The 24,721-nt window shown below is 57.8% G+C and carries 26 protein-coding genes; 16 read left to right on the forward strand and 10 right to left on the reverse strand.

The genetic code is table 11. The features are described from left to right. Nucleotides 1–95: 95 nt before the first annotated feature. On the reverse strand, nt 96–1,079 hold the full coding sequence (locus ACLPGZ_RS04010) for a TRAP transporter substrate-binding protein (protein WP_429640993.1): 984 nt from the start codon (nt 1,077–1,079) through the stop codon (nt 96–98). 115 nt (nt 1,080–1,194) lie between these two features. Between ACLPGZ_RS04010 and ACLPGZ_RS04015 the strand changes: the two genes are divergently transcribed. The 7 genes from ACLPGZ_RS04015 to ACLPGZ_RS04045 all read left to right on the forward strand — a co-directional run bounded on the left by ACLPGZ_RS04015 (nt 1,195) and on the right by ACLPGZ_RS04045 (nt 6,966). Further along, on the forward strand, nt 1,195–3,165 hold the full coding sequence (locus ACLPGZ_RS04015; protein ID WP_052159349.1) for a PAS domain S-box protein: 1,971 nt from the start codon (nt 1,195–1,197) through the stop codon (nt 3,163–3,165). Continuing rightward, complete coding sequence (locus tag ACLPGZ_RS04020) at nt 3,158–3,796, forward strand: response regulator transcription factor (protein WP_035271198.1); 639 nt, start codon at nt 3,158–3,160, stop codon at nt 3,794–3,796. The genes ACLPGZ_RS04015 and ACLPGZ_RS04020 overlap by 8 nt, the downstream gene beginning before the upstream one ends. A gap of 79 nt (nt 3,797–3,875) precedes the next feature. Continuing rightward, a complete protein-coding gene (gene moaC, locus ACLPGZ_RS04025; RefSeq protein ID WP_009463872.1) occupies nt 3,876–4,379 on the forward strand; it encodes a cyclic pyranopterin monophosphate synthase MoaC in 504 nt (167 codons plus the stop codon). 19 nt (nt 4,380–4,398) lie between these two features. Further along, nucleotides 4,399–4,656: a molybdopterin converting factor subunit 1 gene (gene moaD / locus ACLPGZ_RS04030; RefSeq protein ID WP_009463873.1), complete on the forward strand. Its 258-nt coding sequence runs from the start codon at nt 4,399–4,401 to the stop codon at nt 4,654–4,656. Between the two features lies 1 nt (nt 4,657). Then, a complete protein-coding gene (locus ACLPGZ_RS04035) occupies nt 4,658–5,137 on the forward strand; it encodes a molybdenum cofactor biosynthesis protein MoaE (RefSeq protein WP_035271202.1) in 480 nt (159 codons plus the stop codon). After that, nucleotides 5,130–5,660 (forward strand): molybdenum cofactor synthesis domain-containing protein, encoded by a 531-nt coding sequence (locus tag ACLPGZ_RS04040; RefSeq protein WP_060186308.1) that lies wholly within the window; start codon nt 5,130–5,132, stop codon nt 5,658–5,660. The genes ACLPGZ_RS04035 and ACLPGZ_RS04040 overlap by 8 nt, the downstream gene beginning before the upstream one ends. A gap of 100 nt (nt 5,661–5,760) precedes the next feature. Continuing rightward, nucleotides 5,761–6,966: a molybdopterin molybdotransferase MoeA gene (locus ACLPGZ_RS04045; protein WP_083054421.1), complete on the forward strand. Its 1,206-nt coding sequence runs from the start codon at nt 5,761–5,763 to the stop codon at nt 6,964–6,966. A 229-nt stretch (nt 6,967–7,195) separates the two neighbouring features. Here ACLPGZ_RS04045 and mobA read toward each other — a convergent pair whose 3' ends face one another. From mobA to ACLPGZ_RS04060, 3 genes are all read right to left on the reverse strand, one after another. Then, nucleotides 7,196–7,795, reverse strand: a complete 600-nt coding sequence (mobA, locus tag ACLPGZ_RS04050) for a molybdenum cofactor guanylyltransferase MobA (RefSeq protein ID WP_115634241.1) — start codon at nt 7,793–7,795, stop codon at nt 7,196–7,198. Next, the gene (moaA, locus tag ACLPGZ_RS04055) at nt 7,792–8,895 is read right to left on the reverse strand and encodes a GTP 3',8-cyclase MoaA (protein WP_115634242.1); all 1,104 of its coding nucleotides are present in this window, start codon (nt 8,893–8,895) and stop codon (nt 7,792–7,794) included. Before moaA ends, mobA begins: the two co-directional genes overlap by 4 nt. 210 nt (nt 8,896–9,105) lie before the next feature. Beyond that, nucleotides 9,106–10,212 (reverse strand): substrate-binding domain-containing protein, encoded by a 1,107-nt coding sequence (locus ACLPGZ_RS04060; protein WP_022983231.1) that lies wholly within the window; start codon nt 10,210–10,212, stop codon nt 9,106–9,108. Nucleotides 10,213–10,413: 201 nt separating this feature from the next. On the opposite strand from ACLPGZ_RS04060, the gene ACLPGZ_RS04065 reads away from it, so the two are divergent. From ACLPGZ_RS04065 to ACLPGZ_RS04085, 5 genes are read left to right on the forward strand one after another with little or no spacing between them, the layout of a single operon-like run. Next, nucleotides 10,414–10,920: a formate dehydrogenase subunit gamma gene (locus tag ACLPGZ_RS04065; RefSeq protein ID WP_042483136.1), complete on the forward strand. Its 507-nt coding sequence runs from the start codon at nt 10,414–10,416 to the stop codon at nt 10,918–10,920. After that, the gene (locus ACLPGZ_RS04070; RefSeq protein WP_429640994.1) at nt 10,917–12,485 is read left to right on the forward strand and encodes a formate dehydrogenase beta subunit; all 1,569 of its coding nucleotides are present in this window, start codon (nt 10,917–10,919) and stop codon (nt 12,483–12,485) included. Before ACLPGZ_RS04065 ends, ACLPGZ_RS04070 begins: the two co-directional genes overlap by 4 nt. Nucleotides 12,486–12,498: 13 nt before the next feature. Then, nucleotides 12,499–15,420: a formate dehydrogenase subunit alpha gene (gene fdhF / locus ACLPGZ_RS04075; protein WP_203145096.1), complete on the forward strand. Its 2,922-nt coding sequence runs from the start codon at nt 12,499–12,501 to the stop codon at nt 15,418–15,420. 32 nt (nt 15,421–15,452) lie between these two features. Continuing rightward, on the forward strand, nt 15,453–16,319 hold the full coding sequence (gene fdhD, locus ACLPGZ_RS04080) for a formate dehydrogenase accessory sulfurtransferase FdhD (RefSeq protein WP_026485082.1): 867 nt from the start codon (nt 15,453–15,455) through the stop codon (nt 16,317–16,319). Further along, the gene (locus ACLPGZ_RS04085) at nt 16,316–16,567 is read left to right on the forward strand and encodes a formate dehydrogenase subunit delta (protein ID WP_009463888.1); all 252 of its coding nucleotides are present in this window, start codon (nt 16,316–16,318) and stop codon (nt 16,565–16,567) included. The genes fdhD and ACLPGZ_RS04085 overlap by 4 nt, the downstream gene beginning before the upstream one ends. Before the next feature lie 60 nt (nt 16,568–16,627). On the opposite strand, the gene ACLPGZ_RS04090 is transcribed toward ACLPGZ_RS04085, so the two are convergent. Both ACLPGZ_RS04090 and ACLPGZ_RS04095 read right to left on the reverse strand, forming a co-directional pair. Beyond that, complete coding sequence (locus tag ACLPGZ_RS04090) at nt 16,628–17,089, reverse strand: universal stress protein (protein ID WP_009463889.1); 462 nt, start codon at nt 17,087–17,089, stop codon at nt 16,628–16,630. Between the two features lie 87 nt (nt 17,090–17,176). After that, the gene (locus ACLPGZ_RS04095) at nt 17,177–17,518 is read right to left on the reverse strand and encodes a protein tyrosine phosphatase family protein (protein ID WP_009463890.1); all 342 of its coding nucleotides are present in this window, start codon (nt 17,516–17,518) and stop codon (nt 17,177–17,179) included. Between the two features lie 50 nt (nt 17,519–17,568). On the opposite strand from ACLPGZ_RS04095, the gene ACLPGZ_RS04100 reads away from it, so the two are divergent. Continuing rightward, entirely contained in the window at nt 17,569–18,165 is a 597-nt protein-coding gene (locus ACLPGZ_RS04100; protein WP_239055132.1) for a GNAT family N-acetyltransferase, read from the forward strand. Between the two features lie 9 nt (nt 18,166–18,174). Here the strand turns inward: ACLPGZ_RS04100 and ACLPGZ_RS04105 are convergent, their stop codons facing one another. Then, nucleotides 18,175–18,933 (reverse strand): ChbG/HpnK family deacetylase, encoded by a 759-nt coding sequence (locus tag ACLPGZ_RS04105; protein WP_239055131.1) that lies wholly within the window; start codon nt 18,931–18,933, stop codon nt 18,175–18,177. Between the two features lie 60 nt (nt 18,934–18,993). Here ACLPGZ_RS04105 and ACLPGZ_RS04110 point away from each other — a divergent pair, with 60 nt between their 5' ends. Continuing rightward, nucleotides 18,994–19,371: a GtrA family protein gene (locus ACLPGZ_RS04110; RefSeq protein WP_022983235.1), complete on the forward strand. Its 378-nt coding sequence runs from the start codon at nt 18,994–18,996 to the stop codon at nt 19,369–19,371. Here the strand turns inward: ACLPGZ_RS04110 and ACLPGZ_RS04115 are convergent. Both ACLPGZ_RS04115 and ACLPGZ_RS04120 read right to left on the reverse strand, forming a co-directional pair. Next, nucleotides 19,310–20,980: an ArnT family glycosyltransferase gene (locus ACLPGZ_RS04115; protein WP_226348173.1), complete on the reverse strand. Its 1,671-nt coding sequence runs from the start codon at nt 20,978–20,980 to the stop codon at nt 19,310–19,312. The genes ACLPGZ_RS04110 and ACLPGZ_RS04115 overlap by 62 nt on opposite strands. A 142-nt stretch (nt 20,981–21,122) precedes the next feature. Continuing rightward, a complete protein-coding gene (locus ACLPGZ_RS04120; RefSeq protein WP_060186300.1) occupies nt 21,123–22,142 on the reverse strand; it encodes a glycosyltransferase family 2 protein in 1,020 nt (339 codons plus the stop codon). A 343-nt stretch (nt 22,143–22,485) separates the two neighbouring features. On the opposite strand from ACLPGZ_RS04120, the gene ACLPGZ_RS04125 reads away from it, so the two are divergent. Together ACLPGZ_RS04125 and ACLPGZ_RS04130 are read left to right on the forward strand one after the other, a co-directional pair. Further along, nucleotides 22,486–22,890 carry a group III truncated hemoglobin gene (locus ACLPGZ_RS04125; RefSeq protein WP_026485076.1) on the forward strand — a complete coding sequence of 135 codons (405 nt, stop codon included), beginning with the start codon at nt 22,486–22,488 and terminating at the stop codon, nt 22,888–22,890. 2 nt (nt 22,891–22,892) lie between these two features. Further along, complete coding sequence (locus tag ACLPGZ_RS04130) at nt 22,893–23,345, forward strand: RrF2 family transcriptional regulator (protein WP_035271217.1); 453 nt, start codon at nt 22,893–22,895, stop codon at nt 23,343–23,345. A gap of 76 nt (nt 23,346–23,421) precedes the next feature. On the opposite strand, the gene serA is transcribed toward ACLPGZ_RS04130, so the two are convergent. Then, nucleotides 23,422–24,630, reverse strand: a complete 1,209-nt coding sequence (serA, locus tag ACLPGZ_RS04135) for a phosphoglycerate dehydrogenase (protein ID WP_035271218.1) — start codon at nt 24,628–24,630, stop codon at nt 23,422–23,424. Between the last annotated feature and the right edge of the window lie 91 nt (nt 24,631–24,721).

Genomic DNA, 24,721 nt, shown 5'->3' on the forward strand with positions numbered 1-24,721 from the left:
CCGCCCGGGGGCCGGGCAGACACAAGCATGTAGCGGGAAGAAAAGAAGAACAGGTCTGAATCAGACCTGTACAAGACAATCAGATGAAGCAGGCTTTATTCGGTAGCCTTGTAGAAGGCGTCGATCACGTCCTGGCCGATACGCGAAGCCATTTCCTTGTGCACGGGACGCAGCTGCTTGACCCATTCCTGACGCTCGGCATCGCTCAGTTGGTAGAACTGGGTCTTGCCGGACTCTTCCATGGCCTTCATGGAATCGTTGTTCTCTTGCTCAGCAATGTCGTTGGCGTAAACCGTGGCTTCTTCCATGGCTTTTTCCATGCCTTGGCGAATATCGTCAGGCAGACCTTCCCAGAACTTCTTGTTCACGATCACGGCATAACCCAGGTAACCGTGGTTGGACACGGTGGCGTGCTTTTGCACTTCGTGCATTTTCTGGGTGTACATGTTCGATGGCGGGTTCTCGGTGCCGTCGACCACACCCGTTTGCAGAGCCTGGTACACCTCGGAGAAAGCCATCACCTGAGGCACAGCGTCCAGTGCCTTGAACTGGGCTTCCAGAACCTTGGAGGACTGGATGCGCATCTTCAGACCCAGGAAATCATCCACGCTTTTCAGGGGCGTGTTGGCGCTCATGACCTTGAAGCCGTTATCCCAGTAGGACAGACCCTTGATGCCCTTGGGCTCCAGCTTGTCCAGCAACATGCGGCCTACAGGACCTTCAGTCACCTTACGCAGGTCCTCACGGTTCTGAAAAATGAAAGGCAGGTCGAACACTTCAAATTCGCGTACGCCCAGAGGGCCAAACTTGGCCAGCGACGGAGCCAGCATGTGCACGGCGCCCAGTTGCAGGGCTTCCAGTTCTTCCTTGTCCTTGTACAGTTGCGAGTTCGGGTAGACCTCGACAACCACCTTGCCCTCGGTGTACTTTTCGGCCAGTTCCTTAAAGCGCACGGCGCCCTTGCCCTTGGGTGTATCTGGCGATACAACGTGGCTGAACTTGATGATCATGGGGCTAGCCAGAACAGGCGCGGACAAGAATACGGACGCCAGCAAGCTGGCCACAAGGGTCTTTTTCATGTTTGCCTCCGGTCGGTTAAGAGCCGACACGTTTTATTGATTGATGTGCTTGAAAGCGTGTAGCTTAAAAAAGCGGTCCCGAATTATCTATTGTGGAAATCCGAAACCATTTGTCATGATGCGTCTTGCCCGTCCGTCCGGATTCATACGCCAAGCGGCCTCGCGCACTCTGGCGGCCTACCCGATCAGCACCTATGTGCCTATTTTGGCCATCCTGATTATTGTGCTGCTGATGGGCGTGTTTGCCTGGGCGGTCAATAAGGAACGGGATGAGGAGCAGTCCAACGAGCTGATACGCAATGCCTTGTGGGTGGAGCAATCCCTGTCCTTTCAGCTGCGCTCGCACGAGAACAATTTAAGCCGCATTGCCAGCGAAATTGAAGTCCAGTCCCAGCCCGTCACGACCCAGACGGCACTGACGCAATTACAGCACTTCAAGACCATCCACCCGGATCTGCTGAAAGTGGCCGTGCAGGATCGCTTTGGCACCACCTTGCTGGTGCGCCCGCCCGGTGCTGATACGCGGATTGCAGCCCACGTCAGCACGCCGCGCACGTCCACCTGGCTACCGGCCTATTACTCCAATGAACACCAGGAAAGCGTGCTGGATCTGGTGGTTCCCATTTACGAAGACAACGATATTGTCGGCACCTTGCGCGCCACCTTTTCGCTGGCCACCATCCTGATGGAAAACGTGCCCTGGTGGATTGCCGAGCAATATCACGTCTCCCTGATCGACCAAAGCGACCAGACGCTGGCCACACGCTCCAAAGGCGAGCCGGGCGAAAGCCAGTTGCGTTACGCCATGTCGGTAGACCCGCCCTTGCACGGTGTGCGTTTGCTGATGACGCCTTACCCGCAAAAGAACATCCCCACCTTCACCTTGCTACTGACCGTGATTGCGGGCCTGGCCCTGCTGGCTGTGGTGAACCTGGCGATGCAACATCACTACGCCCGCAAGCGCCGTGAAGCCGAGCTGGCCCTGATGCAGGAGCAAGCCTTTCGCAGCGCAATCGAAAACTCCATGGTGACTGGCATGCGCGCCCGCGATCTGGACGGCAAGGTGCTGTATGTGAACCCGGCGTTTTGCGAACTGGTGGGCCGCAGCAGCGAAGAAATTATTGGTCTGGCCCCACCCATGCCCTGGTGGGTGCCGGAGATGATGGATGAAACACTGGAGCGTCGAGATCGACTGAAATCCTCCCGCTCGGTGCAAGTTTTTGACACCCTGTTCCAGCGCCCGGACGGCTCACGTGTCGATGTGCAGGTCTTTGAATCCCCGCTGATTGACGCGCAAAAACGGCACGTGGGCTGGATCAGTTCCATCATCGATATCAGCTCGCGCAAGCAGGCCGAAGCCCTGGCCAGTTCCCAATCCGAACAGCTCCACCACACAGCCAAGCTCATTACCATGGGTGAAATGGCCTCCACACTGGCCCACGAGCTGAACCAGCCGCTCTCGGCCATTGCCAGCTATGCGGCTGGTTCCCTGAACCTGCTGGGAAATGAACCGCTGGACCCGAAACAGCTGCGTCGCGGTCTGGAAAGCCTGGCGGAACAAACCCGCCGCGCAGGGCAAATCATCCACCGCATTCACGACTTTGTGCGCAAGCGCGATCCGCAGCTTAGCCCTCTGAATTTGCCCGATGCCTTGCAAGGCGCCCTGGCCATGGCCAAGGCAGGTCTGCGCCATCACCAGATTCAATTGATTGTGCCCTCCCACCCCGAAAACCTGCCCGTAATGGGCGACAAGGTACTGCTGGAACAACTGATTTTCAACCTGCTGCGCAATGCCGCCGAAGCCATGTCGGGCCTGGAGCCAGAACGCCGGGTACTGGAAGTGACCATGCAGGCCAGCAATGGTGTCGTGCTGGTGATGGTGGCCGACCAGGGCCCCGGCGTGGCAGCAACGATCATGGCAGAAGTGTTCCAGGCCTTTACCACCACCAAAGCCCAAGGTCTGGGTATTGGCTTGAATATTTGCCGCTCCATCGTGGAGTTGCACCATGGCAAACTCTGGTTTGAAAACGGTGTTCCCCACGGTGCCACTTTCCTGTTTTCCCTACCCTTGATCGAACATGACTAAGCGCGCTCCTTTGGTCCACATCGTGGACGACGACCCGGCCATCCGCGATGCCCTGGCCTGGCTGTTCTCCACCCGTCAGGTCAACACCGAACTCTGGGACAGCGGCGAGGCTTTTCTAAATGCCCTGAGCCCCGAAACGCAGGGCTGCATCCTGCTCGACATACGTATGGATGGACTGTCCGGCCTGGAAGTGTTCGAGCAATTGCGCGAGCGCCAATCCCGTCTGCCCGTTATTTTCCTGACCGGCCACGGCGACCTGCCCCTGGCCGTGACCGCGCTGAAACAAGGCGCGGCGGATTTCATCGAAAAGCCCTTTAACGATAACGATCTGGTGGACCGGGTACTGGACGTGCTGCGCAGCTACGAAGCCAGTCAGGAAGAACGGGACAACGAGCAGGCACTGGAGGAGCGGCTGGACACCCTGTCGCAGCGCGAGCGCGAAGTGCTGGCCCTGGCCCTGGAGGGACGGCTGAACAAGCAGATTGCCCAGGACCTGAGCATCACCATGCGCACTGTGGAAGTGCACCGCGCTCGGGCACTGGAAAAAATGCAGGCTCGCACCCTGATCGAACTGGCCCGACTGCTGGACCCGGCCCGCTTGCGGGAAGACCGCAACCCGCCGGGGCCTTAGCCAGAGCCACCGCGCCGGGTGTATATAATGCAACCATAAACAATTAGAACCGCGCACTAGGCCCGGTCCCGGAGCGATCATGAGCACCACTACCGAAAACACAGATTTGCACCTTTCCCATCTGGATGAAGATGGAAAAGTTCAGATGGTCGATGTCAGCCACAAATCCGCCACCTCCCGCTCGGCCACGGCCCGCGCCGTGGTGCGTTTGAGTCCCGCTGCTTACCAGTTGCTGTCGGCTCAGCACAATGCCAAGGGCGAAGTGCTGAACACCGCACGCGTGGCCGGTGTGCTGGCCGCCAAGCGCTGTGCCGAGCTGATTCCCATGTGCCACAGCCTGCCCCTGGATTTTGTCGGCATTGATTTTGAAAGCGACGCCGCAGCAGGCACCATTGCCGTGCTGGCCACCTGCCGCACCCGCTACACCACCGGCGTAGAGATGGAAGCCATGACGGCCTGCTCCATTGCCGCCCTGACCATTTACGATATGTGCAAAGCGGCCGACAAAGGCATTGTGATCGAACAGACCCGTTTGCTGGAGAAAACCGGCGGCAAAAGCGGAACCTGGACTGCCCAGCTCTAAGCCCTTTCACGGAGATAGCATGACAAGCCCTTTGACATTGCGCGTCCTGTACTTCGCCCAAGTGGCCGAACGCACAGGCCAGCGCCAGGAAAACTGGGAATGGCCCCAGGAAGGCACTGTCCAGCAATGGACCGAGGCCCTGCTGCAACGCCACCCGAATTTAAGCGATATGGCCGGCCGCCTGCATGTGGCCGTCAACCAGTTTCACGCCAAGCCTACCGACCCTGTCCGCCCCGGCGATGAAGTGGCCGTGTTCGAGCCCGTCACCGGAGGTTGAGATGATTCGTATCCAGACTGAAGATTTTGATGTTGCCGCCCTGAATGACGAGCTGCGCGCCACGGCTGGCGGCAAGGCCGGTGCCATGGTGACGTTTACCGGCTATGTGCGCGATCAGGCCGATGGCACCGCCACCGAATCCCTGTTCCTGGAACACTACCCCGGCATGTGCGAGCGCGAGATTGAAGCGGTTTGCGATCAGGCCCGTCAACGCTGGCCCATACTGGATACGCTGGTCGTGCACCGCGTGGGCGAACTGCACCTGACCGAACAAATCGTTTATGTTGGCGTCACCAGCGCCCACCGTGGCGACGCTTTTCGCGCCTGCGAATTCATCATGGACGTGCTGAAAACCCGCGCCCCTTTCTGGAAGCGCGAAACCCTGGCTGACGGCAAGCGTTTCTGGGTACAGCAGCGCGACAGCGACGCCCAGAAAACGGACTCCTGGAATACCTCTGCGGACACCGACAAGCATGTCTAAAGCCAAGACCGATTTACCCGCTGTTCGCCTGAACGCTGCTGTGCTGACCATTTCGGACCGCCGTGGCCCGGATGATGACACCTCCGGCGATTATCTGGCGGCCAGCCTGACTGACAGCGGCCATTACTGCGTGCAGCGCGCCATCAGCAGGGACAATATCTACGCCATCCGCGCCCTGCTCAGCCAATGGATTCTGGACCCGGAAATCAATGTCATTATTTGCAATGGCGGTACGGGTTTCAGTCATAAGAAATCCACGATTGCAGCGGTCACGCCTTTGCTCGATCAGGTCATTACCGGCTTTGGCGAGCAGTTCCGCTACCTGTCGTACCAGGATATTGGCTCCTCTGCCCTGCAATCCGATGCTCTGGCGGGAACAGCCAACCGAACCTTGCTGTTCTGCATTCCCGGCTCGGGCGGTGCGTGCAAGCTGGCTTGGGAAAAAATCTTGAAAGAGCAGTTGGACAGCCACCATCGCCCTTGCAATTTTGCCTCTGAATATCTGGAGCCAGCCAAGCCCTGATACCTGCAACGGTATGACAGCGACAGCTCCCGAACGACCTCCTTTCCACCGTGCTCTGACGCACCGAGCCACGAATTGTTTTATCGAATTTATCCATCCTATGATCGAATTTGACGTAGCACAGCAAAGGCTGGCCCAGGCAGGGCAAGTTCCCACCCAAACCGAAACCTGCGATCTGTCGCAAGCCTTGGGACGCATTCTGGCCCAGGATATTCAAGCCCAGCTGGACATGCCGCCCGCCGACAATAGCGCCATGGATGGCTATGCCCTGCGCCTGGCGGATATTGCCGACGGCAAGGTCCTGCCCATTCAGCAGCGCTGCTATGCCGGCGATATTCCTGAAACACTGAAAGAGAACATGGCGATTCGCATCTTTACCGGCAGCATGCTGCCACCCGGTGCGGATACAGTAGTGATTCAGGAAAACTGCCAGGAAGACGAACAAGGTGTGCGCATTCTGGAAATGCCCGTGGCTGGCGTGAACATCCGCCGCCGGGGCGAGGACATGCGCATTGGTGAAGTGCTGATCACAACAGGCACCAAACTGACCGCAGCCCATATTGCTCAGCTGGCTGCGCAAGGCCATGCTCAGCTACAGGTGTACCCGCTGCTGACCGTCGGCATTCTGACCACAGGCGACGAGCTGACTCCTGCTGGCCAGCCTTTGAAAGCCGGCCAGATCTACAACTCCAACGCCCCCATGCTGCGTGCGCAGCTGCAGGCGCTGGGTGTTGAAACTGTGCATGCGGTGCATGCCAAAGACACGCTGGAAGCCATTCAGGACGCCCTGAAAGAGCTGCTGCAACGCTGCGACCTGGTACTGACCGTAGGCGGTGTCTCGGTCGGGGAAAAAGACTTTGTGAAGCCTGCCATCGAAGGCATAGGCGGCCAGCTGGATCTATGGAAAGTGCGCATGAAGCCGGGCAAACCACTGGCGCTGGCCTACATTGCCGACAAGCCTCTGGTCTGCCTGCCCGGCAATCCGGTATCTTCTTACGCCGTGTTTTCCTTGATGGTTTCGCCGCTGATTCGTCGTCTGCAAGGTCGCCAACACGTGCTGCCGACCACACGTTACGGCGTGCTGCAAGGTGAACGCCACTTTGAAGGTGACCGCGAAGAATTCATCCGCGTACAAGTAGACAACGACGAGCAAGGCCGCCTGTTGGTGCGCCCCTTCGACAATCAGGGTTCGGGCGTCATCAGCTCCTTGCCTTGGGCACAAGCGCTGGCACGTATCCCTGCTGACTCTCATATCGCCCCCGGCGATGTGGTGCGTCTGTACGAATACAGCCAGTGGCAGGCATAAGCTCGAACGCTTATTCACGCTTTGGCCTTGCCATACAAAAACCGCCCTGATCAGGGCGGTTTTTTTTGTGTTGTTTGTTTTGGTTTGGAGCTATTTAAAGGTACTTCACGTAAAGACAGCCTACTGCTCAGGAGGGCCGCATAACGGAACGCTCACGCACGAACAGCCCACCCCGCCTCTGTTTTCCTCTGCTCATCAATACTTGCGCAGCAAAGCCACTGCAACAGGCTTACCAGCTTTGTGCCTGATCCAGATCCTGCGGCGTGTTGATATTGAAAAAAGCATGTTCAGGCGCATCGCGGAAATCCACTTCCACCGCGCCTATGCTCTCCAGCCAGCTCATGACACGGCGCTCGCCGCTAAGCAGATAGTCTTTCAGGCCCGCAGCCTGATCGGTGCGCAGTAACAGGCATAAAGGGTGGCTACGCTCTGCCTGCGCGTAGGCAGCCACAGCGCCCTGCTCCTCAACGGCCTTGATCAAACGCTTGCCCAGATCCACTGGCACAAAAGGCAAATCCACCGGGCAGGACAAGGCCCACGGCGTACTGATCTGATCCAGCACACTGGCCAAACCGGCCAGCGGACCCAGATAGCCCTCCAGCTCCAAGGCATCAGGGACCACACGCCCCCAATGGACATACTGCTCGGGATTGCGATTGGCACTGATCAGGATAGTCCCCACCTGCGGACGCAAGCGACGTACCAGATGCTGCACCAAAGGCTGACCCTGCAAGAGCAGCAAGCCTTTATCGATCTGGCCCGACAAATCAAAACGGCGGGCTCGTCCGCCCGCCAGCACAATACCGCTGATGTCCTGTGTGCTTATCATCCGCCGATATAACTCATTTCGATACGGTCACGACTCGTGGTTTGCTCACCCCGAATCTCGGAATATCGGTCCTGCCGTCCCGTCCAGACGCCGTGCATATAGGCGGCTAACTGTTCGTCGGACGCACCCGAGCGCAATTGCGCCCGGACATCATAACCCTGGGAAGCAAACAGGCACAGAAACAGGCGTCCTTCGGGCGAAAGACGCATGCGCGAGCAGTCTCCACAGAAGGGTTGAGTGACGCTGGTGATCACGCCAACTTCGCCCGTCCCATCCTTGAAGCGCCAGCGGCTGGCGACTTCGCCACGGTATTGGGCGGCCACTGGCTCCAGCTCGAAACGGGACTGGATACGTTCCACAATCTCCGCACCGCTGAGCACTTCTTGCAGATTCCAGCCATTGCTGGTGCCCACGTCCATATATTCAATAAAACGCAGAATCTGGCCCGAGCCTTTGAAGTGCTCCACCATGGGCAAGATCTGATCATCGTTCAGCCCTTTGCGCACCACCATATTGACCTTTACCGGGCTCAAACCCACGGCCTGTGCCTTGGCAATGCCATCCAGTACGGTGGAGACCGACACGCCGCTATCACTCAATTGAGTAAAACGGGCATCGTCCAAGGCGTCCAAGCTGACGGTGACACGATTCAGCCCCGCGTCTTTCAAGGCCTGAGCCTTGCGACCCAGCAAGGTGCCATTGGTGGTCAAAGTCAGCTCCACCGCATCACCTTCCGGTGTACGCAGCTTGGCCAACATGGCAATCAGCACTTCAATATTTCGACGCAATAGCGGTTCGCCACCCGTCAGGCGCAGCTTGCGCACGCCCAGAGCAACGGCCTGCCGTGCTAGGCGCTCAATCTCTTCAAAACTGAGCAGGGAAGAATGAGGCAGGAACTCGTAGTCCGTGCCAAAGACTTCCCGCGGCATACAGTAGGTACAGCGGAAATTGCACTTGTCGGTCAGGGAAATGCGCAGGTCACGAAATGGGCGGTGACGCTTGTCCAAAGGTTGCCCTGACACAGCGGCAATCCGCACGGTCGGGCGGCGTGCAGGCTCTGCAGCACCCGCTTGCGCCCCCTGCTCGATGCCGGACGGCATAACCCCCGCTCCAGCAGGCTGCGGGTCACTCGGCTCCAAGGGCCGGGCCTCGGAACCTGGGGGAGCTGCTTCTTGATATGGCCTGTACTGAACCTGGTCTACAGACACCGGTTCACGTTTTGGCCCATGCTCATCGCTCATGGTGTTCTCTTTTTCAAGGACAGGGTTCGTCCCCGTCTCATGGTGTGTGTTTTCGTCATGCAATGGGGTCTAACGCCAGAGCATGTCGGCAGCCTGCCCGAATGCCTGTTCCAGCGTCATGATCTGTCCCAAACCCCGTGGGTCGTAACCCACCAGACCTTCCATGAATTGACTATACGCGGAACCGCCAATCACGTTCATCAGTTCCTGCATAGGAGCCTTATCCAGCGCTTCTTGCTCGACCGCAATGAAATAACGCTCCTGGGCCAGGGGAATGAACTCCAGCCCGCATCGGCTGGCCGCTGTTTCCACACCCAGGCCGGTATCGGCCATGCCACTGGCAACGTGAGCCGCCACCGCCATATGTGTCAATTCTGTTGTTTCAAAGCCCAGCACCGCATTCGTGTTTACCCCTAACTGCCCCAGCAGCAAGGTCGCCAGAAAGCGGGTACTGGACCCCATCTGACGGTTCACAAAGCGCACATCGGGCCGCAACAAGTCCGCCATGCCGGTGATGTTCTTGGGATTGCCCTTCTCCACAAACAAGCCGGTCCGGCGAGTGGAAAGGAAAATCAGCCTGTGACGCGCCGGAGACAGCCACTGCCCATAACGGCGCATGGCAGCCACCTCGAACTCACCCACCGGAACCTGAAAACCGGCCAGATCGCAATCCCCGCGCTCCAGCGAAGCCAGCGCTTCAATGGCTGTGCGGTAGCGCAGCTCCAGCGGCAGACCATCGTGCTCATTGGCAAAGCGCATCAGGCCTTCAATCGCAAATCCGTGACTGGCCTGAAAGCGCAAACGGTCCAGAGGCTGCGCATACAAGCGGCCCAGCTCCTCTTCCAGCTCGGAAGCCATGCTCTCCAGGGTTGGCGTCAGACGCGCATCCAGTCGCCGATTCGCCCACAGCAAACGCTGGGCGAACTCGGTCAGTTTGGTGCCTTTGCGCCGGGAGGTTTCCAGCAAGGCCGCATCAAACTGTTTTTCGGCATTACGCAACAAGCCCCAGGCATGTCTGTAGGAAAACTGGCATTCCTTGCTGGCTCCCGCCAAGTGCCCCAGTCGCTCGATGGCACCCAACAAACGCAACACATCCCCCATGGGAAGGTCCACGCCGTCTGCATTTTCCAGAATCCATTCAGAGCGCAGCCGGGCTTTGAATTTCTGTTTGGTCATGTGTTTTTAAGACCAGTGTGTTTTCGTATTTATGTTTTGTGCTGCATGTACCAAACATTATATATGCGAAATATTGCTTATTGAAGTTATGGACTTAAGTGGTTAGATTACAAGGGAAAACACCGTCAAATAATATGCACGGCTGTGCATAAAAAAACATGGAGGCGCAGGCTCCCTATCCGGGTACCGCGCACACAGGACATGCAAACAACCCCTCATCACCAGGAGCAGGACCTGTCCGGTCTGACTCCTGAAGAGGTCGCCTTGCAGGCCGTGCAGGAGCACGCCGGCCAGAAAGGTAACCTGTTGCCTATTTTGCACACGATTCAGGACCGGATTGCCTGTATTCCCGAGTCCGTGGTGCCGGTGCTGGCCGAGCAGCTGGCGCTGTCCCGTGCGGAAATCCATGGCGTTATCTCTTTTTACGCCCACTTCCGCACCCAGCCCCACGCGACTCATACCCTGGAAATCTGCCGGGCAGAAGCCTGTCAGGCGCGGGGCGGGCTGGAGCTGACGGCTCATGCCCGTCGCCGCCTGAACTGCGACTTCCATGAAAACAGCGACGACGGCCAGTACACGCTGGAGCCTGTCTACTGTCTGGGCCTCTGTGCTCAGTCCCCCGCCGTCATGCTCGATGGCGTACCCCATGCACGCGTCACCCCCGAAAAACTGGATGCCCTGCTAAGCAGCCAGGAGGCCCAGTCATGAGCACCATTACCGTTTACGTTCCGCGCGACACCGCAGCGGTCGCCATGGGCGCCCATGAGATTGCCCGGCAACTGGCGGCCCAGGCTCAGGAGCGCGGTCTGGATGTGCAGATTGTGCGCAATGGCTCGCGTGGTTTGCTATGGCTGGAGCCCATGGTGGAAGTGCAAACGGCTGAAGGCCGCGTCGCTTACGGCCCTGTCCAGACTGAAGATCTGCCCGGTCTGTTCGACGCTGGTTTTCTGCAAGGCGGTGCACATAAGTTGTGCCACGGTCTGACGGACGCCATCCCTTACCTGAAGAATCAGGAACGCCTGACTTTTGCCCGTGTGGGGATTATTGATCCGGTCAGCGTGGCCGATTACCAATCCTGTGGTGGCTTCGAAGGTTTGCGCAAGGCGCTGAGCATGGAACCGGCCGCCATTGTGAAAGAAGTGACCGACTCCGGCCTGCGAGGTCGTGGCGGTGCGGCTTTCCCGACCGGCATCAAATGGAACACGGTACTGAACACCCCGGCACAGCAGAAATACATTGTCTGTAATGCCGACGAAGGCGACTCGGGCACTTTCTCCGACCGCATGCTGATGGAAGGCGATCCGCTGTGCCTGGTTGAAGGCATGGCGATTGCCGGGCTGGCTGTAGGTGCGACCTATGGCTACATCTACGTGCGTTCCGAATACCCTCTGGCCGTGCAAGCGTTGAACGAAGCCATCGTGGCGGCGCGCGCAGCAGGCTGGCTGGGCAAGAACATTCAAGGCAGCGGCTGCGAGTTCGATCTGGAAGTACGCAAGGCAGCCGGCGCCTACATCTGTGGTGAAGAAACCGCCCTGCTCGACAGTCTGGAAGGCAAGCGTGGCATGGTGCGTGTGAAACCGCCTCTGCCCGCCATCAAAGGTTTGTTTGGTCAGCCTACGGTCATCAATAACGTAGTGTCCCTGGCTTCCGTGCCAGTTATTCTGGCCAAGGGCGGTGCTTACTACCAGAACTACGGCATGGGCCGCTCGCGTGGCACGCTGGCATTCCAATTGACCGGCAATCTGCAAAACGGTGGCCTGGTGGAAAAAGCCTTTGGCGTCACCCTGCGCGAATTGCTGTACGACTACGGTGGTGGCAGTGCCAGCGGTCGTCCCTTGCGTGCAGTGCAAGTCGGTGGCCCCTTGGGAGCCTATCTGCCCGAACACCAGTGGGATGTCCCGCTGGACTACGAAGCCTACATGAAGATCAATGCCATGGTCGGCCACGGTGGCCTGGTGGCTTTTGACGATACGGTGGACATGGCCCACATGGCGCAGTACGCCATGGAATTCTGTGCCATCGAATCCTGTGGCAAATGCACACCCTGTCGCATCGGCTCTACGCGTGGTGTGGAGACCATCCAGAAGATCCGTCGCCGCGAAGACATGGATAACCATGTCGAGCTGCTGCGCGACCTGTGCGACACCATGTTCTCCGGGTCCTTGTGCGCCTTGGGCGGCATGACCCCTTATCCCGTCCTGTCCGCGCTGGAACACTTCCCCCAGGATTTTGGACTGGCCCCGCAAACCGAGCAGGACCTGGCCAAGGTCTAAGACGGAGATCACCATGAAAGAAACAGTCGCCGTACGCGAACGTGACCTGGGCACCCCAGCCTCGACCCAGACCGAGATGGTCAACCTGACCATCGATGGCAAATTGATTGAAGTGCCCGTCGGCACTTCCGTGATGCACGCAGCCGCCTTGGCCGGTATCAATATTCCCAAGCTGTGCGCCACCGATTCGCTGGAGGCCTTTGGCTCCTGCCGTCTGTGCCTGGTGGACATTGAAGGCCGTCGCGGCCACCCTGCTTCCTGCACCACCCTGGTGGAAGAAGGCATGGTCGTCCAAACCGAAAACGACACCCTGCACAAGCTGCGCCGCAACGTGATGGAGCTGTACATCTCCGATCACCCGCTGGACTGCCTGACCTGTCCTGCCAACGGCAATTGCGAACTGCAAGACATGGCCGGTGTGGTGGGCCTGCGCAGCGTGCGCTATGGCTTTGATGGTGCCAACCACCTGGACGACACCACCGACAATTCCAATCCTTACTTTGCCTACGACTCCAGCAAATGCATTGTCTGCAATCGCTGCGTGCGCGCCTGTGAGGAAGTTCAGGGCACCTTTGCGCTGACCATCGACAAACGCGGTTTTGAATCGCGTGTCACCGCCGGTCAGAACGATGGCTTCCTGGGTAGCGATTGCGTCTCCTGCGGTGCTTGTGTCCAGGCCTGCCCGACTTCTTCCTTGATGGAAAAGTCGGTTATCGACCTGGGTCAGCCCGAGCACGCCGTCATCACCACCTGCGCCTATTGCGGTGTCGGTTGCGGCTTCAAGGCCGAGATGAAGGGCGACAAAGTCATTCGCATGACACCCTGGAAAGACGGCAAGGCCAACCGTGGCCACGCCTGCGTGAAAGGTCGTTTCGCCTGGGGTTACGCCACACACCAGGACCGTATCCTGAGCCCCATGATACGCAAGAGCATTACGGACCCCTGGCAGGAAGTGTCGTGGGACGAGGCCATCAATTACGCTGCCTCCGAGTTTCGTCGCATTCAGGATCAGCACGGTCGTGACGCGGTGGGCGGTATCACCTCCTCGCGTTGCACCAACGAAGAAACCTATCTGGTGCAAAAGCTGGTTCGTGCCGCCTTTGGTACCAATAACGTGGACACCTGCGCCCGCGTGTGTCACTCCCCGACCGGCTACGGCCTGAAGATGACCCTGGGTGAGTCCGCCGGTACGCAAACCTTTGACTCGGTGATGCACACCGACGTAGTGATCGTGATGGGTGCCAACCCCAGCGCCGCTCACCCCGTATTTGCGTCGCGCCTGAAACGTCGCCTGCGCCAGGGTGCCCGCCTGATCGTGATCGACCCGCGTCAGACTGAACTGGTCAGCTCGCCGCACATCCAGGCCGACTATCACCTGCCCCTGCGTCCAGGCACCAACACCGCCATGCTGACCGCCATGGCCCACGTAATCGTCACTGAAAATCTGGTGAATGAGGCCTATGTGGCCGAACGCTGCGATACCGCCGCCTTTAATGAATGGCGCAGCTTTGTCAGCCAGCCCCAGAACTCGCCGGAAGCCATGGCCGAGATCTGCGGTGTGTCCGCCGACGACATCCGTGGCGCAGCCCGTCTATACGCCACCGGCGGTAACGGTTCGATCTACTACGGCCTGGGTGTGACAGAACACAGCCAGGGCTCCACCACTGTGATGGCCATTGCCAACCTGGCCATGGCTACGGGTAACGTAGGCCGCGAAGGCGTGGGTGTGAACCCGCTGCGTGGTCAGAACAACGTGCAAGGCTCCTGCGATATGGGCTCCTTCCCGCACGAGTTCCCCGGCTACCGTCACGTCTCCGACACCAGCGTACGCCAGCAGTTTGAAGAGGCCTGGGGCGTATCTCTGCAATCTGAACCCGGTCTGCGCATTCCCAATATGTTTGACGCCGCCTTGAGTGGCAGCTTCAAGGGGCTGTACTGCCAGGGCGAAGACATTGTTCAATCCGACCCGAACACCCAGCACGTGGCCGCCGCCATGGCTGCCATGGAGTGTGTGGTGGTACAGGATCTGTTCCTGAACGAAACCGCCAAGTACGCCCACGTGTTCCTGCCCGGTTCATCCTTCCTGGAAAAAGACGGCACCTTCACCAACGCCGAGCGCCGCATTTCGCGCGTACGCAAAGTGATGGAGCCCAAGGCGGGCATGGCCGACTGGGAAGTCACCTGCGCTCTGGCCCGTGCTTTAGGCTACCCCATGAATTACGAGCATCCCGGCCAGATCATGGACGAGATCGCCCGTCTGACCCCGACCTTTGCCGGCGTGTCTTACGATCGCATCCAGGAGCTGGGTGGCAGCGTGCAATGGCCTTGCAACGAACAGGCGCCTGAAGGCACCCCCACCATGCACATCGACGAGTTCGTGCGTGGCAAGGGCCGCTTCATGCTGACTCAGTACGTACCCACCGAAGAGCGCAGCAGCCGCAAGTTCCCCTTGCTGCTGACCACCGGCCGAATCCTGTCGCAATACAACGTGGGCGCACAAACCCGCCGTACCGACAACGTGACCTGGCATGCAGAGGACTTGCTGGAAATTCACCCGGTGGATGCCGAAGATCGTGGCATTCGCAGTGGCGACAAAGTCTCGGTCAAGAGCCGTGCGGGCGAGACCGCCCTGCGCGCGACGGTGACCGAACGAGTGCAGCCAGGGGTGGTCTATACTACTTTCCACTTTCCCGAGTCGGGCGCCAACGTGGTCACCACCAACAACTCGGACTGGGCAACCAACTGCCCCGAGTACAAGGTGACGGCCGTGCAGATTCAGCGCGTGACCTCCGAGTCGGCCTGGCAAAATCGCTGGAACCGTTTCCACGATATTCAGCAGCGTCTCCTGCAAGGCGAGACCGTCCCGGCCGAGGATTTGGCCCAGGCGGATCACAGCCATTCGCATGAGCATGCCGAGGCCGTCGCGAAAGTATGATGCGTCCCAACAGGCCCTAAGGAGTTGCCCACGTGAGCCAGGCAGATTTTCGTGATGCCAGCGCCCCTGCCACCGTATGGCGGCAGGCGCGTACCCCAGCAGAAGCACAAGCTGACACCCTGCCCCAAGAGGATCAGGATGCGCTGGCGCGCGAACAGGCCGTGGCTCTGGAGTTCAATGGCATCAGCCATAGTGCCTTGTTATGCAGCCCCAGCGATCTGGAGGATCTGGCTTACGGATTTTCCATGACCGAGGGCATCATCCGTACCGCTGACGATATACGCGGCGTGGATGTGCTGGAAGGCGAGCGCGGCAGCCTGCTGCAAATCGAGATTGCCAGTGCTTGCCAGCATCAGCTCAAGGCGCGTCGCCGTCAGCTGGCTGGCCGTACAGGCTGTGGCCTGTGTGGACTGGAAAGTCTGGACGAGGTACGCCGACAGCTACCCCGTCTGGACGCTCCCGAGCACCGCCCCGATGCTGCCGCCATCTTCCAGGCCCTGGATGCCTTGCGCTCCAGCCAGCCCTTGCATCGTCTGACGGGCGCTACCCATGCGGCTGCCTGGTGCAATCTGCAAGGCGATATCCTGGCCGTGCGTGAGGATGTAGGTCGCCACAACGCGCTGGACAAGCTGCTGGGCCACATGCTGCGCAACGATATTGATCCCCGCTCTGGCATGGTGCTGATCTCCAGCCGTGCCAGCTTCGAGATGGTCCAGAAGGCCGCTGCCATGGGCATCAACTTTGTGGTGGCCGTCTCCGCCCCCACCGCCTATGCCGTGCAGATTGCCGATGAACTGGGTGTCATGCTGGCCGCCTTTGCCCGTGACCGCAGCTTCACGCTGTACAGCCATCCCCACTATCTGAATTCTGCCGAGTCACGCTCGGCCACATCACCATGAACATTGTTCCTTTGATTCCCATGGCCAACCAGATCGGTCAGTTCTTTGAAATCCTGAGCAATCGGGAGCAAGGACTGCGCGAGATTGCGGAACATATCCAGAAATTCTGGGACCCGCGCATGCGCCGCTCCCTGCTGGATTTTGTGGAACAAAATCCCAGCGGTAAAAGCGAAGATGGCGAGCTGCTGCCTATTGTTTTGCAGGCAGTCGTGACCCATAAACAGCAGCTGGAGCCACGCAGCCAATAAGACGTGCCGCAGACACAGAAAAGCCCGCCTAGGCGGGCTTTTTCTTTGGGCTGAAAACGATTAATCGCTTTCTTTGACGCGGTACACCAGCACGGTATTCTTGGCCATATTCAGCACCTTGATGGTCACGCTACCCAGCAACAGGCGGGAAAGACCACTGCGGCCGTGGCTACCGATAAAGATCAGGTCGCAGCCTTCCTGCTCAGCGACCTGCACAATCCCATCGGCCACATTGAAATTCGATACGGATCTACCAGTGGCCTTGACGCCAGCGGTCTCGGCACGGTCCAGAATCTGCTGCAAGTACTTCTGCGACTGTTCCTTGGCAGTCTTGTCGTAGTCCTCGTCGGTGATGGCGTAGGCAGCAGCCATACCATCAAAACCAACGGTGGCAGCAAATGGCTGCGTCACGTGCAAAGCCAGAACCTCGGCACCAATTTGGCGGGCAAAGGTCACGCCTTTGTTGGCTGCTTGGGAGGAGAGCTCGGAACCGTCAGTTGGAATCAGAATTTTCTTGAACATGGCATAACCCCTTTGAATGGAGACAGATAGCTTACCGCTGCATACCGACACAGGACAAGCTAGTACAGACCTGAACCTTGAGCCAGGTCAGGATTCGTTCAATGCGCGGAACAATACGGCACAGCGAGTACCCGTGCGGCAGTAGGCCAAAGTCGGGCCTGGCAAGGCTTCAAGCAATTGACCAAAACGGGCAACATCAGCAGAAGTAATAGCGCTACCCACTACTGGCTGATACTCCACCTGCAAGCCTGCCGCCTGGGCGGCCTTCATCACGTCTGCCGACAAGGGCTGGTCGGGACCGCCTTCCATATCGGGACGATTGATGATGACACTTTTAAAACCGGCATCGGCCACGGCTTGCATGTCCTCTCCCGATAATTGAGGGGCGACGGCCAATTGCTCGGTCAAAAACTGGTGCGGGAAGGACATAGAAACTCCTGAAATCGGGATAAACTAAATCAGTTCAAAGGAAAAATAGTATGTTCCCCCCTGAGAGTACGCAAGCCCCTTTCTCTGCGTCCCTGCCACAAGGCAATCACGCCAGCGCCTTGCTGATACGTCACGCGACCTTGGACGATATGGCAGCAGTGCAAAACATCTATGCCTATCACGTGCTGCACAGCACGGCGACCTTTGAACAAAGCCCGCCCGACGAACAGGAAATGGGTGCCCGCTATATACAAGTGCGCGAGCAAAACTTGCCCTGGCTGGTCGCGGAACTGGACGGGCAGATCGTGGGCTATGCCTATGCAGGCACGTATCGCTCCCGCCCGGCCTATCGATTCACGATAGAAGACTCCATCTATCTGGCTCAAGGTCAGATTGGCAAAGGTCTGGGCAAAGCCTTGCTGGAACAATTGCTGCTGGAATGCGAGAAAGGCCCGTGGCGGCAAATGGTGGCCATCATCTCCGGCCATGACAGCCGGGGCTCGATTGCTCTGCACCGTTCGCTGGGCTTTGCCCATGTAGGTACTCAGCCAGCGGTAGGCTATAAATTCCAGCAGTGGATTGACGTGGTCATCATGCAGCGCAGTCTGGGTGACGGCAGCCAAAGCCAGCCAGCCCAGACGCCCTGATCTTCCTTCTCAGGCAATGCGCAGGCTGTATTGATCCAGCCATTGCTGCATCTCATCGCCAGCCAGCACCTCGTACTCTGCCTGACGTTGCAAGCCTACAGGATCGTCCTGCACGCTGCTCAAGGAGGGATGGCACATCATGCTGTCCCCGTGCTGCATCACCGCCAGCCAGGCTTTGACCAGGGCACTGTAGCGCTCCTTGCCACCCTGAAAGTCGTATACACCGGTAAAGCTGCTATTCAAGGTGGCACCTTTGGCTCTGGCCAGACGCAACAAATCTCTGGAACCCAGCCCGGCAATAATCTGCGCCTTGAATCGGTCCTTAAACGCAAAACCCGTAGCCAGACGCTGGGCACCGGTATAACGCAGCCAAGGCATGGAAGCCGCGTAACGACGCTCCATTTCTGCCAGCAAGGCCTCGCGAATCATGGGTAGCTGATGCACGTGCTGATGCCCGTCGATATAGTCCGGGCCCTGCCCCATCAACTCTTCAAAACGATCCAGCTGGCGAGCCACGCTATCCTTGACCTTCTGATCATCCAGACGATGCAGCAGGCTGCGGATAATCACCTGCTTGAGCGGCATGGCATACACGCCCGCTTGGGAAGCAAACTCGGTAAAATTCAGGTGCAAACCTTTTTGCAGCGTGCTCTGGCGCAGTGCTGGTGCATTTTGCACAAAGCTGTCCCCATCGACCAGGCAGGATGTTCCTGTCAGGCGTCGGGCCTGGGCCAATTTCAGTATGGCCTCGTCCACGGCGGGGGCCATGCCAAAATCATCCGCGCATATACTGATCTGCCTGTCCTTGGCCACTGCTCGCTCCGCTTTATGTCTCGTCAAATCATTCTGTTCATACTGGTCGGCACTTTGGCCGCCTTCACACACTGGGGCATTGTAATCGCCCTGGTGCAAACGCTGAGCCTGTCTCCGCTGCTGGCCAATCTTTTTGGCTGGCTGATTGCGTTCCTGGTGTCCTTTGGTGGCCACTACTGGCTGACATTCCGCTCCCAGAATGCCCGCTTTCTGCCGGCTCTGACACGTTTTTTTCTGGTGTCTGCCGCTGGCTTCGCCGTCAACGAAGCCAGCTATGCGTTTTTACTGAATCATTCCGGTCTGCGTTACGACTTGCTGCTGGGCCTGATTCTTATCGGTTTGGCTGTGCTGACGTTTCTGGCTGGGCGGCTTTGGGCGTTTCGCCGCACATAAGCTCGTACTCGTCGTGATCAAAGCGCCACAGAGCAATACGCTGATCTTCATACAGGCGCTGAGCATGGTTAAGCACCTGGCTTTGGCGCACGGCATCTGGCGAGCCGATCAACCAGACTACCGCCTTGCTGTCCCGACATAACTGCTGACGAAGGGTTGCCCGATCTATCAAGGTCAGCGCCCCACGTTGCGGCTCAAAGCGAGCTGCCTCCAGCAGCTCCTTGCGCCAACTATCGGTGCGCATGATTTCCGGATCATCCCAGCGTCCCATCACGCTGATGTTCTGCAGGCCCGGAACATAGAAACCCAGGTCATAACGGTAATTATTCAGAAAGACGACACGGTCACCCTTTTGGTATTCACTGGCCAGTACACGGCCCAAGGCCTGACTGTTAACCTGTGGGCGCAACATCATCGTCACCACGGCAAACGCACAAATCGCAACACAAACACCCATGCTCCAGACCGCAAAGCGCTCTACCTTTGCTTCCCCATCCCGCTGACTACGGCGAATCACCACATCCGCCAGAAAAAAAGCCCAAGGGCCAATCGCAGGCAGGACATAGCCCACCAGCTTGGACGTAGGAATGGAAAAGAAAACCAGCACAGTCAGCAATGCCGACAGCATCAAGCCTCGTACTGCTCCCAAACCGTCGGAAGCATTAGCAGAACCACGAAAGCGCTTGAACAAGAATGGCGTCCAACCCAAGGTGGCAACAGGCATCAGGGCAAAGTAGAACCAGAAAGGCTGAGGGTTGTTAAAGCCGGTTTCCAGAAAGCGCTGGAAGTGCTGATAGACGATGTAATAGTCAAAAAATCCGGGGTAGCGCGCCTGCATGGCCCACATCCAGGGCGTGGCAACCAGCAGCAAGACTCCCAGGCCTGTCACAGAAAACAGACGCAACAACGTACGCCACTGGCCTCGACCCAGCAGCCAGAACACCAAGACACCGCCGGGGATCAAAATCCCGATCAAGCCTTTTGCCAGAAAAGCCAGGCCTGCGGTGGCATACAGCCCCATCAAGGCCCAACGATAGGAGCGCCCTTGCTCCATCTGCAAGGCAGCATGACCACCCAAGAGCACGCAGCTACTGATCAAGGCAGCAACCGTCATGTCCAGATTGGCGTAATGGGAAGCACCGAAAAGCAAGGGGCTGCTGACCAGAATCAAAGCCGTCCAGCCCGCATGTTGCTGGCTGGCGTGACGCTTCAAGAACGCGTGCATACCGGCAATCAACAAGGCCGCCATCAAGGCAGGTACCAGACGAGCAGCCACAAAATTCACACCCAACACTTTCAGGCTCAGGGCAGTCAGCCAATAATGCAAGGGAGGTTTATGGAAAAACGGCAGGCCGTCCAGACGCGGCACCAGATAATCACCGGATTCCAGCATGGACAGGGCCACGCCGACATAACGCCCCTCATCCGGAATCAACAAGGGGTACGCCCCCAGGGTCAGCGCAAACCACAGCAGTGCCAGCAGCCCCACGGACACACTAGAGAGCGTACCCAGGCGCTGGACGCCGCAACGTAACCAGTAGGCCGGTCCACGCGCTTGTCCAAGCGGTAGTGTTGCACCGGAAGAGGAAAAGGAATTATCGATACTCATCGCTCAAAGCCAAACCAATAGGGGTAGGCAGCTACTTGTGTAGCTGTCGAAGCGATTCAGAATATCGATGTAGCGTTCAATTACAAATGAGAGCAGTTCGCCAATTAAACGATCCGGCCTGCCTTCAAAACCGGGCTTGCCTTCAGCCTTGCTGCGGGTCCTGATCGGGGGTCGCTAACTGCTTCTGGTCAGGTGCCGGTTCAGAGGCCTGAGCCAGTCCCTGCCCCCGGCGACGATGCACCAGATACAAGGGCCGGTGCTTGACCTCGGCAAAGATGCTGGCGACATACTCGCCCACCACACCCAGCGAGAGCATATTCACCCCCGCGAAAAACAGTACCACCGTAATCAAGGTTGCCCAGCCCCGAACGGCATCCCCATACAACAAGTGCTTGAAGATAATGAACAAGCCGTAGCTGAAAGACAGCATGGCCAACACTGCCCCTAACAGGCTCAACAAACGCAGTGGCCAGGTGGTGAATGCCGTCAAACCATCCACCGCAAAGCGCAATAGTTTAGTGGGGCGGAATCGGCTGACACCATGCAAGCGTTCGGCAGGCGAGTAGTAAATGGGCTCGGACGGAAAACCCACCCAGGCAAACAAGCCTTTCATGAAGCGGCTGCGCTCGGGCAAGGCCATCAAGGCATCAACGACACAGCGATCCATCAGGCGAAAATCGCCTGCATCACGCGGCACACGCAAACCGTTAGACGTGCGCATCAGCTTGTAAAACAAACTGGTGCCCGCCCGCTTCATCCAGGTCTCGTCGTCACGGGTTTCCCGCACGGCATAGACCATTTCCAGGCCTGTAGACCAGCGCTCCAGCATGGCTTCGATCAAGGCAGGGGGATGCTGCAAATCCGCATCCATGCACACGACCACCTGCCCGCGGCTGGCCTCCAGCCCTGCCGTCAACGCCGCCTCTTTGCCAAAGTTGCGCGATAACTGCAAATAGACCAATTGAGGGTAGGTTTGACGCAATTGCTCAATAACCAAAGGCGTTGCGTCGGTACTGCCATCGTCAACGAAAATGATTTCAAAGTCCGGAACCAGTTCGCGCAACTTCGCCACCAAAACCGGCAGCAATGCGGGCAGGTTTTCTGCTTCATTCAAACCAGGGATAACGCAAGAAAGCGTTTGGGCCTGTCGTTTTGTAATCATTATTCCTTGAGCACCGTGCTGTAACAAAACCAAGGTCTAGCCAACAAAAAGTAATCGTAGCCCGCCAGACCGCCTAGTGCAATTTACCTTCGGTGATACTTGTCTTTCTTAAAGAGCACCGTTCAAGACTTGTACAGCCCTTGCAAGCCGGCCAGACTGGCCAAACACCGCAAACGCAACATCCATACGCTGAAACGTGCAAGCAGTGTAGGAAAGCAAGCGTTGAATCAGCGTGAAATCCGGCGTGAAAATGTCCCGTTCCCAAGCGTTTTCTTTCCGGCTTGACCCCGATGAGTCATACCAATAAGATAGATAAAATATATATCTTTAAATTCAAAATATTATGGCTCTCAACCCTTTGTGTACCCGCCAGGAAATTCATGACCTGGTCTGGGACTTTTACGATCGCATCCGCATGGACGACGTCCTTGGCCCCATTTTCTCCGAGCGCATCAAGGATTGGGATACGCATCTGGGCGTAATGGAAGAGTTCTGGTCATCCCTATTGCTCAAGACCGATGGCTTCAATGGCAATCCCATGGCCAAGCATTTGTCGCTCAAGCATATTCAGGCCAGCCACTTTGAACAATGGCTACGCCTGTTCAAGGAAACCTGCCAGGAGCGTGAAAACCAGGCCATGGCCGCGCTGGCATTGGAATATGCCCAGCGCATCGCCCGCAGCTTCTGGTTTGGCTACCAGTTCCAGCACAACCCCACTAAAGTGGCCAGCGAGCTGCAACTGCCCTGATCATGCGTCTGACCAACCTTACCGACTACGCCCTGCGTCAATTGATGTATCTGGGTCAGAACGAAGACAGGCTCTGTACCATCGCGGAAATTGCCCAGTACCACCAGATTTCCCAAGCCCATCTGATGAAAGTCACCCACCTGCTTGCCAAGGGCGGGTGGATTCAGACACAGCGCGGGAAAAACGGCGGAATGCGGCTGGCCCGTGCGCCGGAAGACATCAACCTGGGCGAGCTGGTACGCTATACCGAAACCGATCTGGCGGTAGTGGAGTGCCTGGGCAGCGGCACCCACTGCATCCTGAGCGGTCGCTGCAACCTGAGCAATATCCTTAAACAGGCGCTGGCCCAGTTCCTGAGTTATCTGGATAACTACACCTTGCGCGACATTATTGTTCCTGGCAGCAGCCCGGAACAGACGATTGCCTGGCCCACCAAGTCCATGCACTCGGCCTGATCGCAGACGGACGGATAGCAGACGGCCCCGGATTCAAAAGAATCCGGGGCCGTTTGTTTAGGATCCGATTACCGCTTCAAGCCGGGAAAATCAGATCGCTCCGTACGGTACCAGGATGGGCACGCACAGCTTCCAGCAAACCCTGCTCGGGCACACGATCCAGGTCCGTCATGGCATAACCCAACTCGCCTTGCGTTTGCAGCTGCTGGCGGGTGATGTTGATACCGTGCTGGGCCAGAATATTGTTCAAGCCACCCATCGCGCCGGGAACGTTGCGATGAACATGCAGCAGGCGCACAGCACCCTGGATGTCGTAGTAAGACACTTCGGGGAAGTTCACCGCGCCCTTGGTAGCGCCGCTACGCAAGTAGCTAACCAGTTTCTCGGCCACTTCACGGCCAATGTTTTCCTGGGATTCCTGAGTACTACCGCCAATATGCGGCGTCAGGATCACATTAGGCATACCGATCAAGGGGCTCTTCAAAGGTTCGTCCACGCTTTTCGGTTCGGTTGGGAACACGTCCAGCGCAGCACCTGCCAGATGACCGCTAAGCAAAGCCTGGTGCAAGGCATCAATATCCACCACCGTGCCGCGAGAAGCATTGATCAGGATGGAACCGGGTTTCATGGCCGCAATCGTCTCGGCATTCATGATGTTGTGCGTGCCCTGCCCGCCTGGTACGTGCAAGGTGACCACATCGGACTCGGCCAGCATCTGCTTCAAGCTGCCATAGACACGGGCATTGCTCAGCGGCAGTTTGGATTCCACATCGTGGTAGAGCACGCGCATACCCAGCGCTTCGGCCAGAGTACCGACTTGGGAACCAATATTGCCGTAACCAATCACGCCCAAAGTCTTGCCACGGATCTCGAAAGCGCCATCGGCACTTTTGTCCCAGAAACCCTGGTGTACGCGCAGGTTCTTCTCGGGGATACGACGTAGCAACAAGATGGCCTCACCCAGCACCAGCTCGGCAACGGAGCGGGTATTGGAGAACGGCGCATTAAAGACCGGTACACCATGGTTCTGGGCTTGATCCAGATCCACCTGGTTGGTACCAATACAAAAGCATCCCAGCACTTTGAGCTGGTCTGCGTGCTCCAGCACCCGGCTGTCAAACTGGGTACGGGAACGAATTCCGACAACTTCGGCGCCTTTGACAGCGTCCAGTAGCTCCTGACCCGACAAGGCTCCCTTGTAGGTCTGAATATCGGTCAAACCCGCAGCCTCAAAAACTTCACGGGCGCTAGGATGAATGTTTTCAAACAGGACAATGCGACTCATGATGGTTCCAGTCATTGAAATAGTATCTAAATGGTACTATTTTTTTAGCCCGCCTGATCGAGCATCAACAATAACAGCAGGGGATTCTTGT

The sequence above is a fragment of the Alcaligenes sp. Me129 genome (assembly GCF_050487245.1).
Classification (GTDB): Bacteria; Pseudomonadota; Gammaproteobacteria; order Burkholderiales; family Burkholderiaceae_B; genus Alcaligenes; species Alcaligenes phenolicus.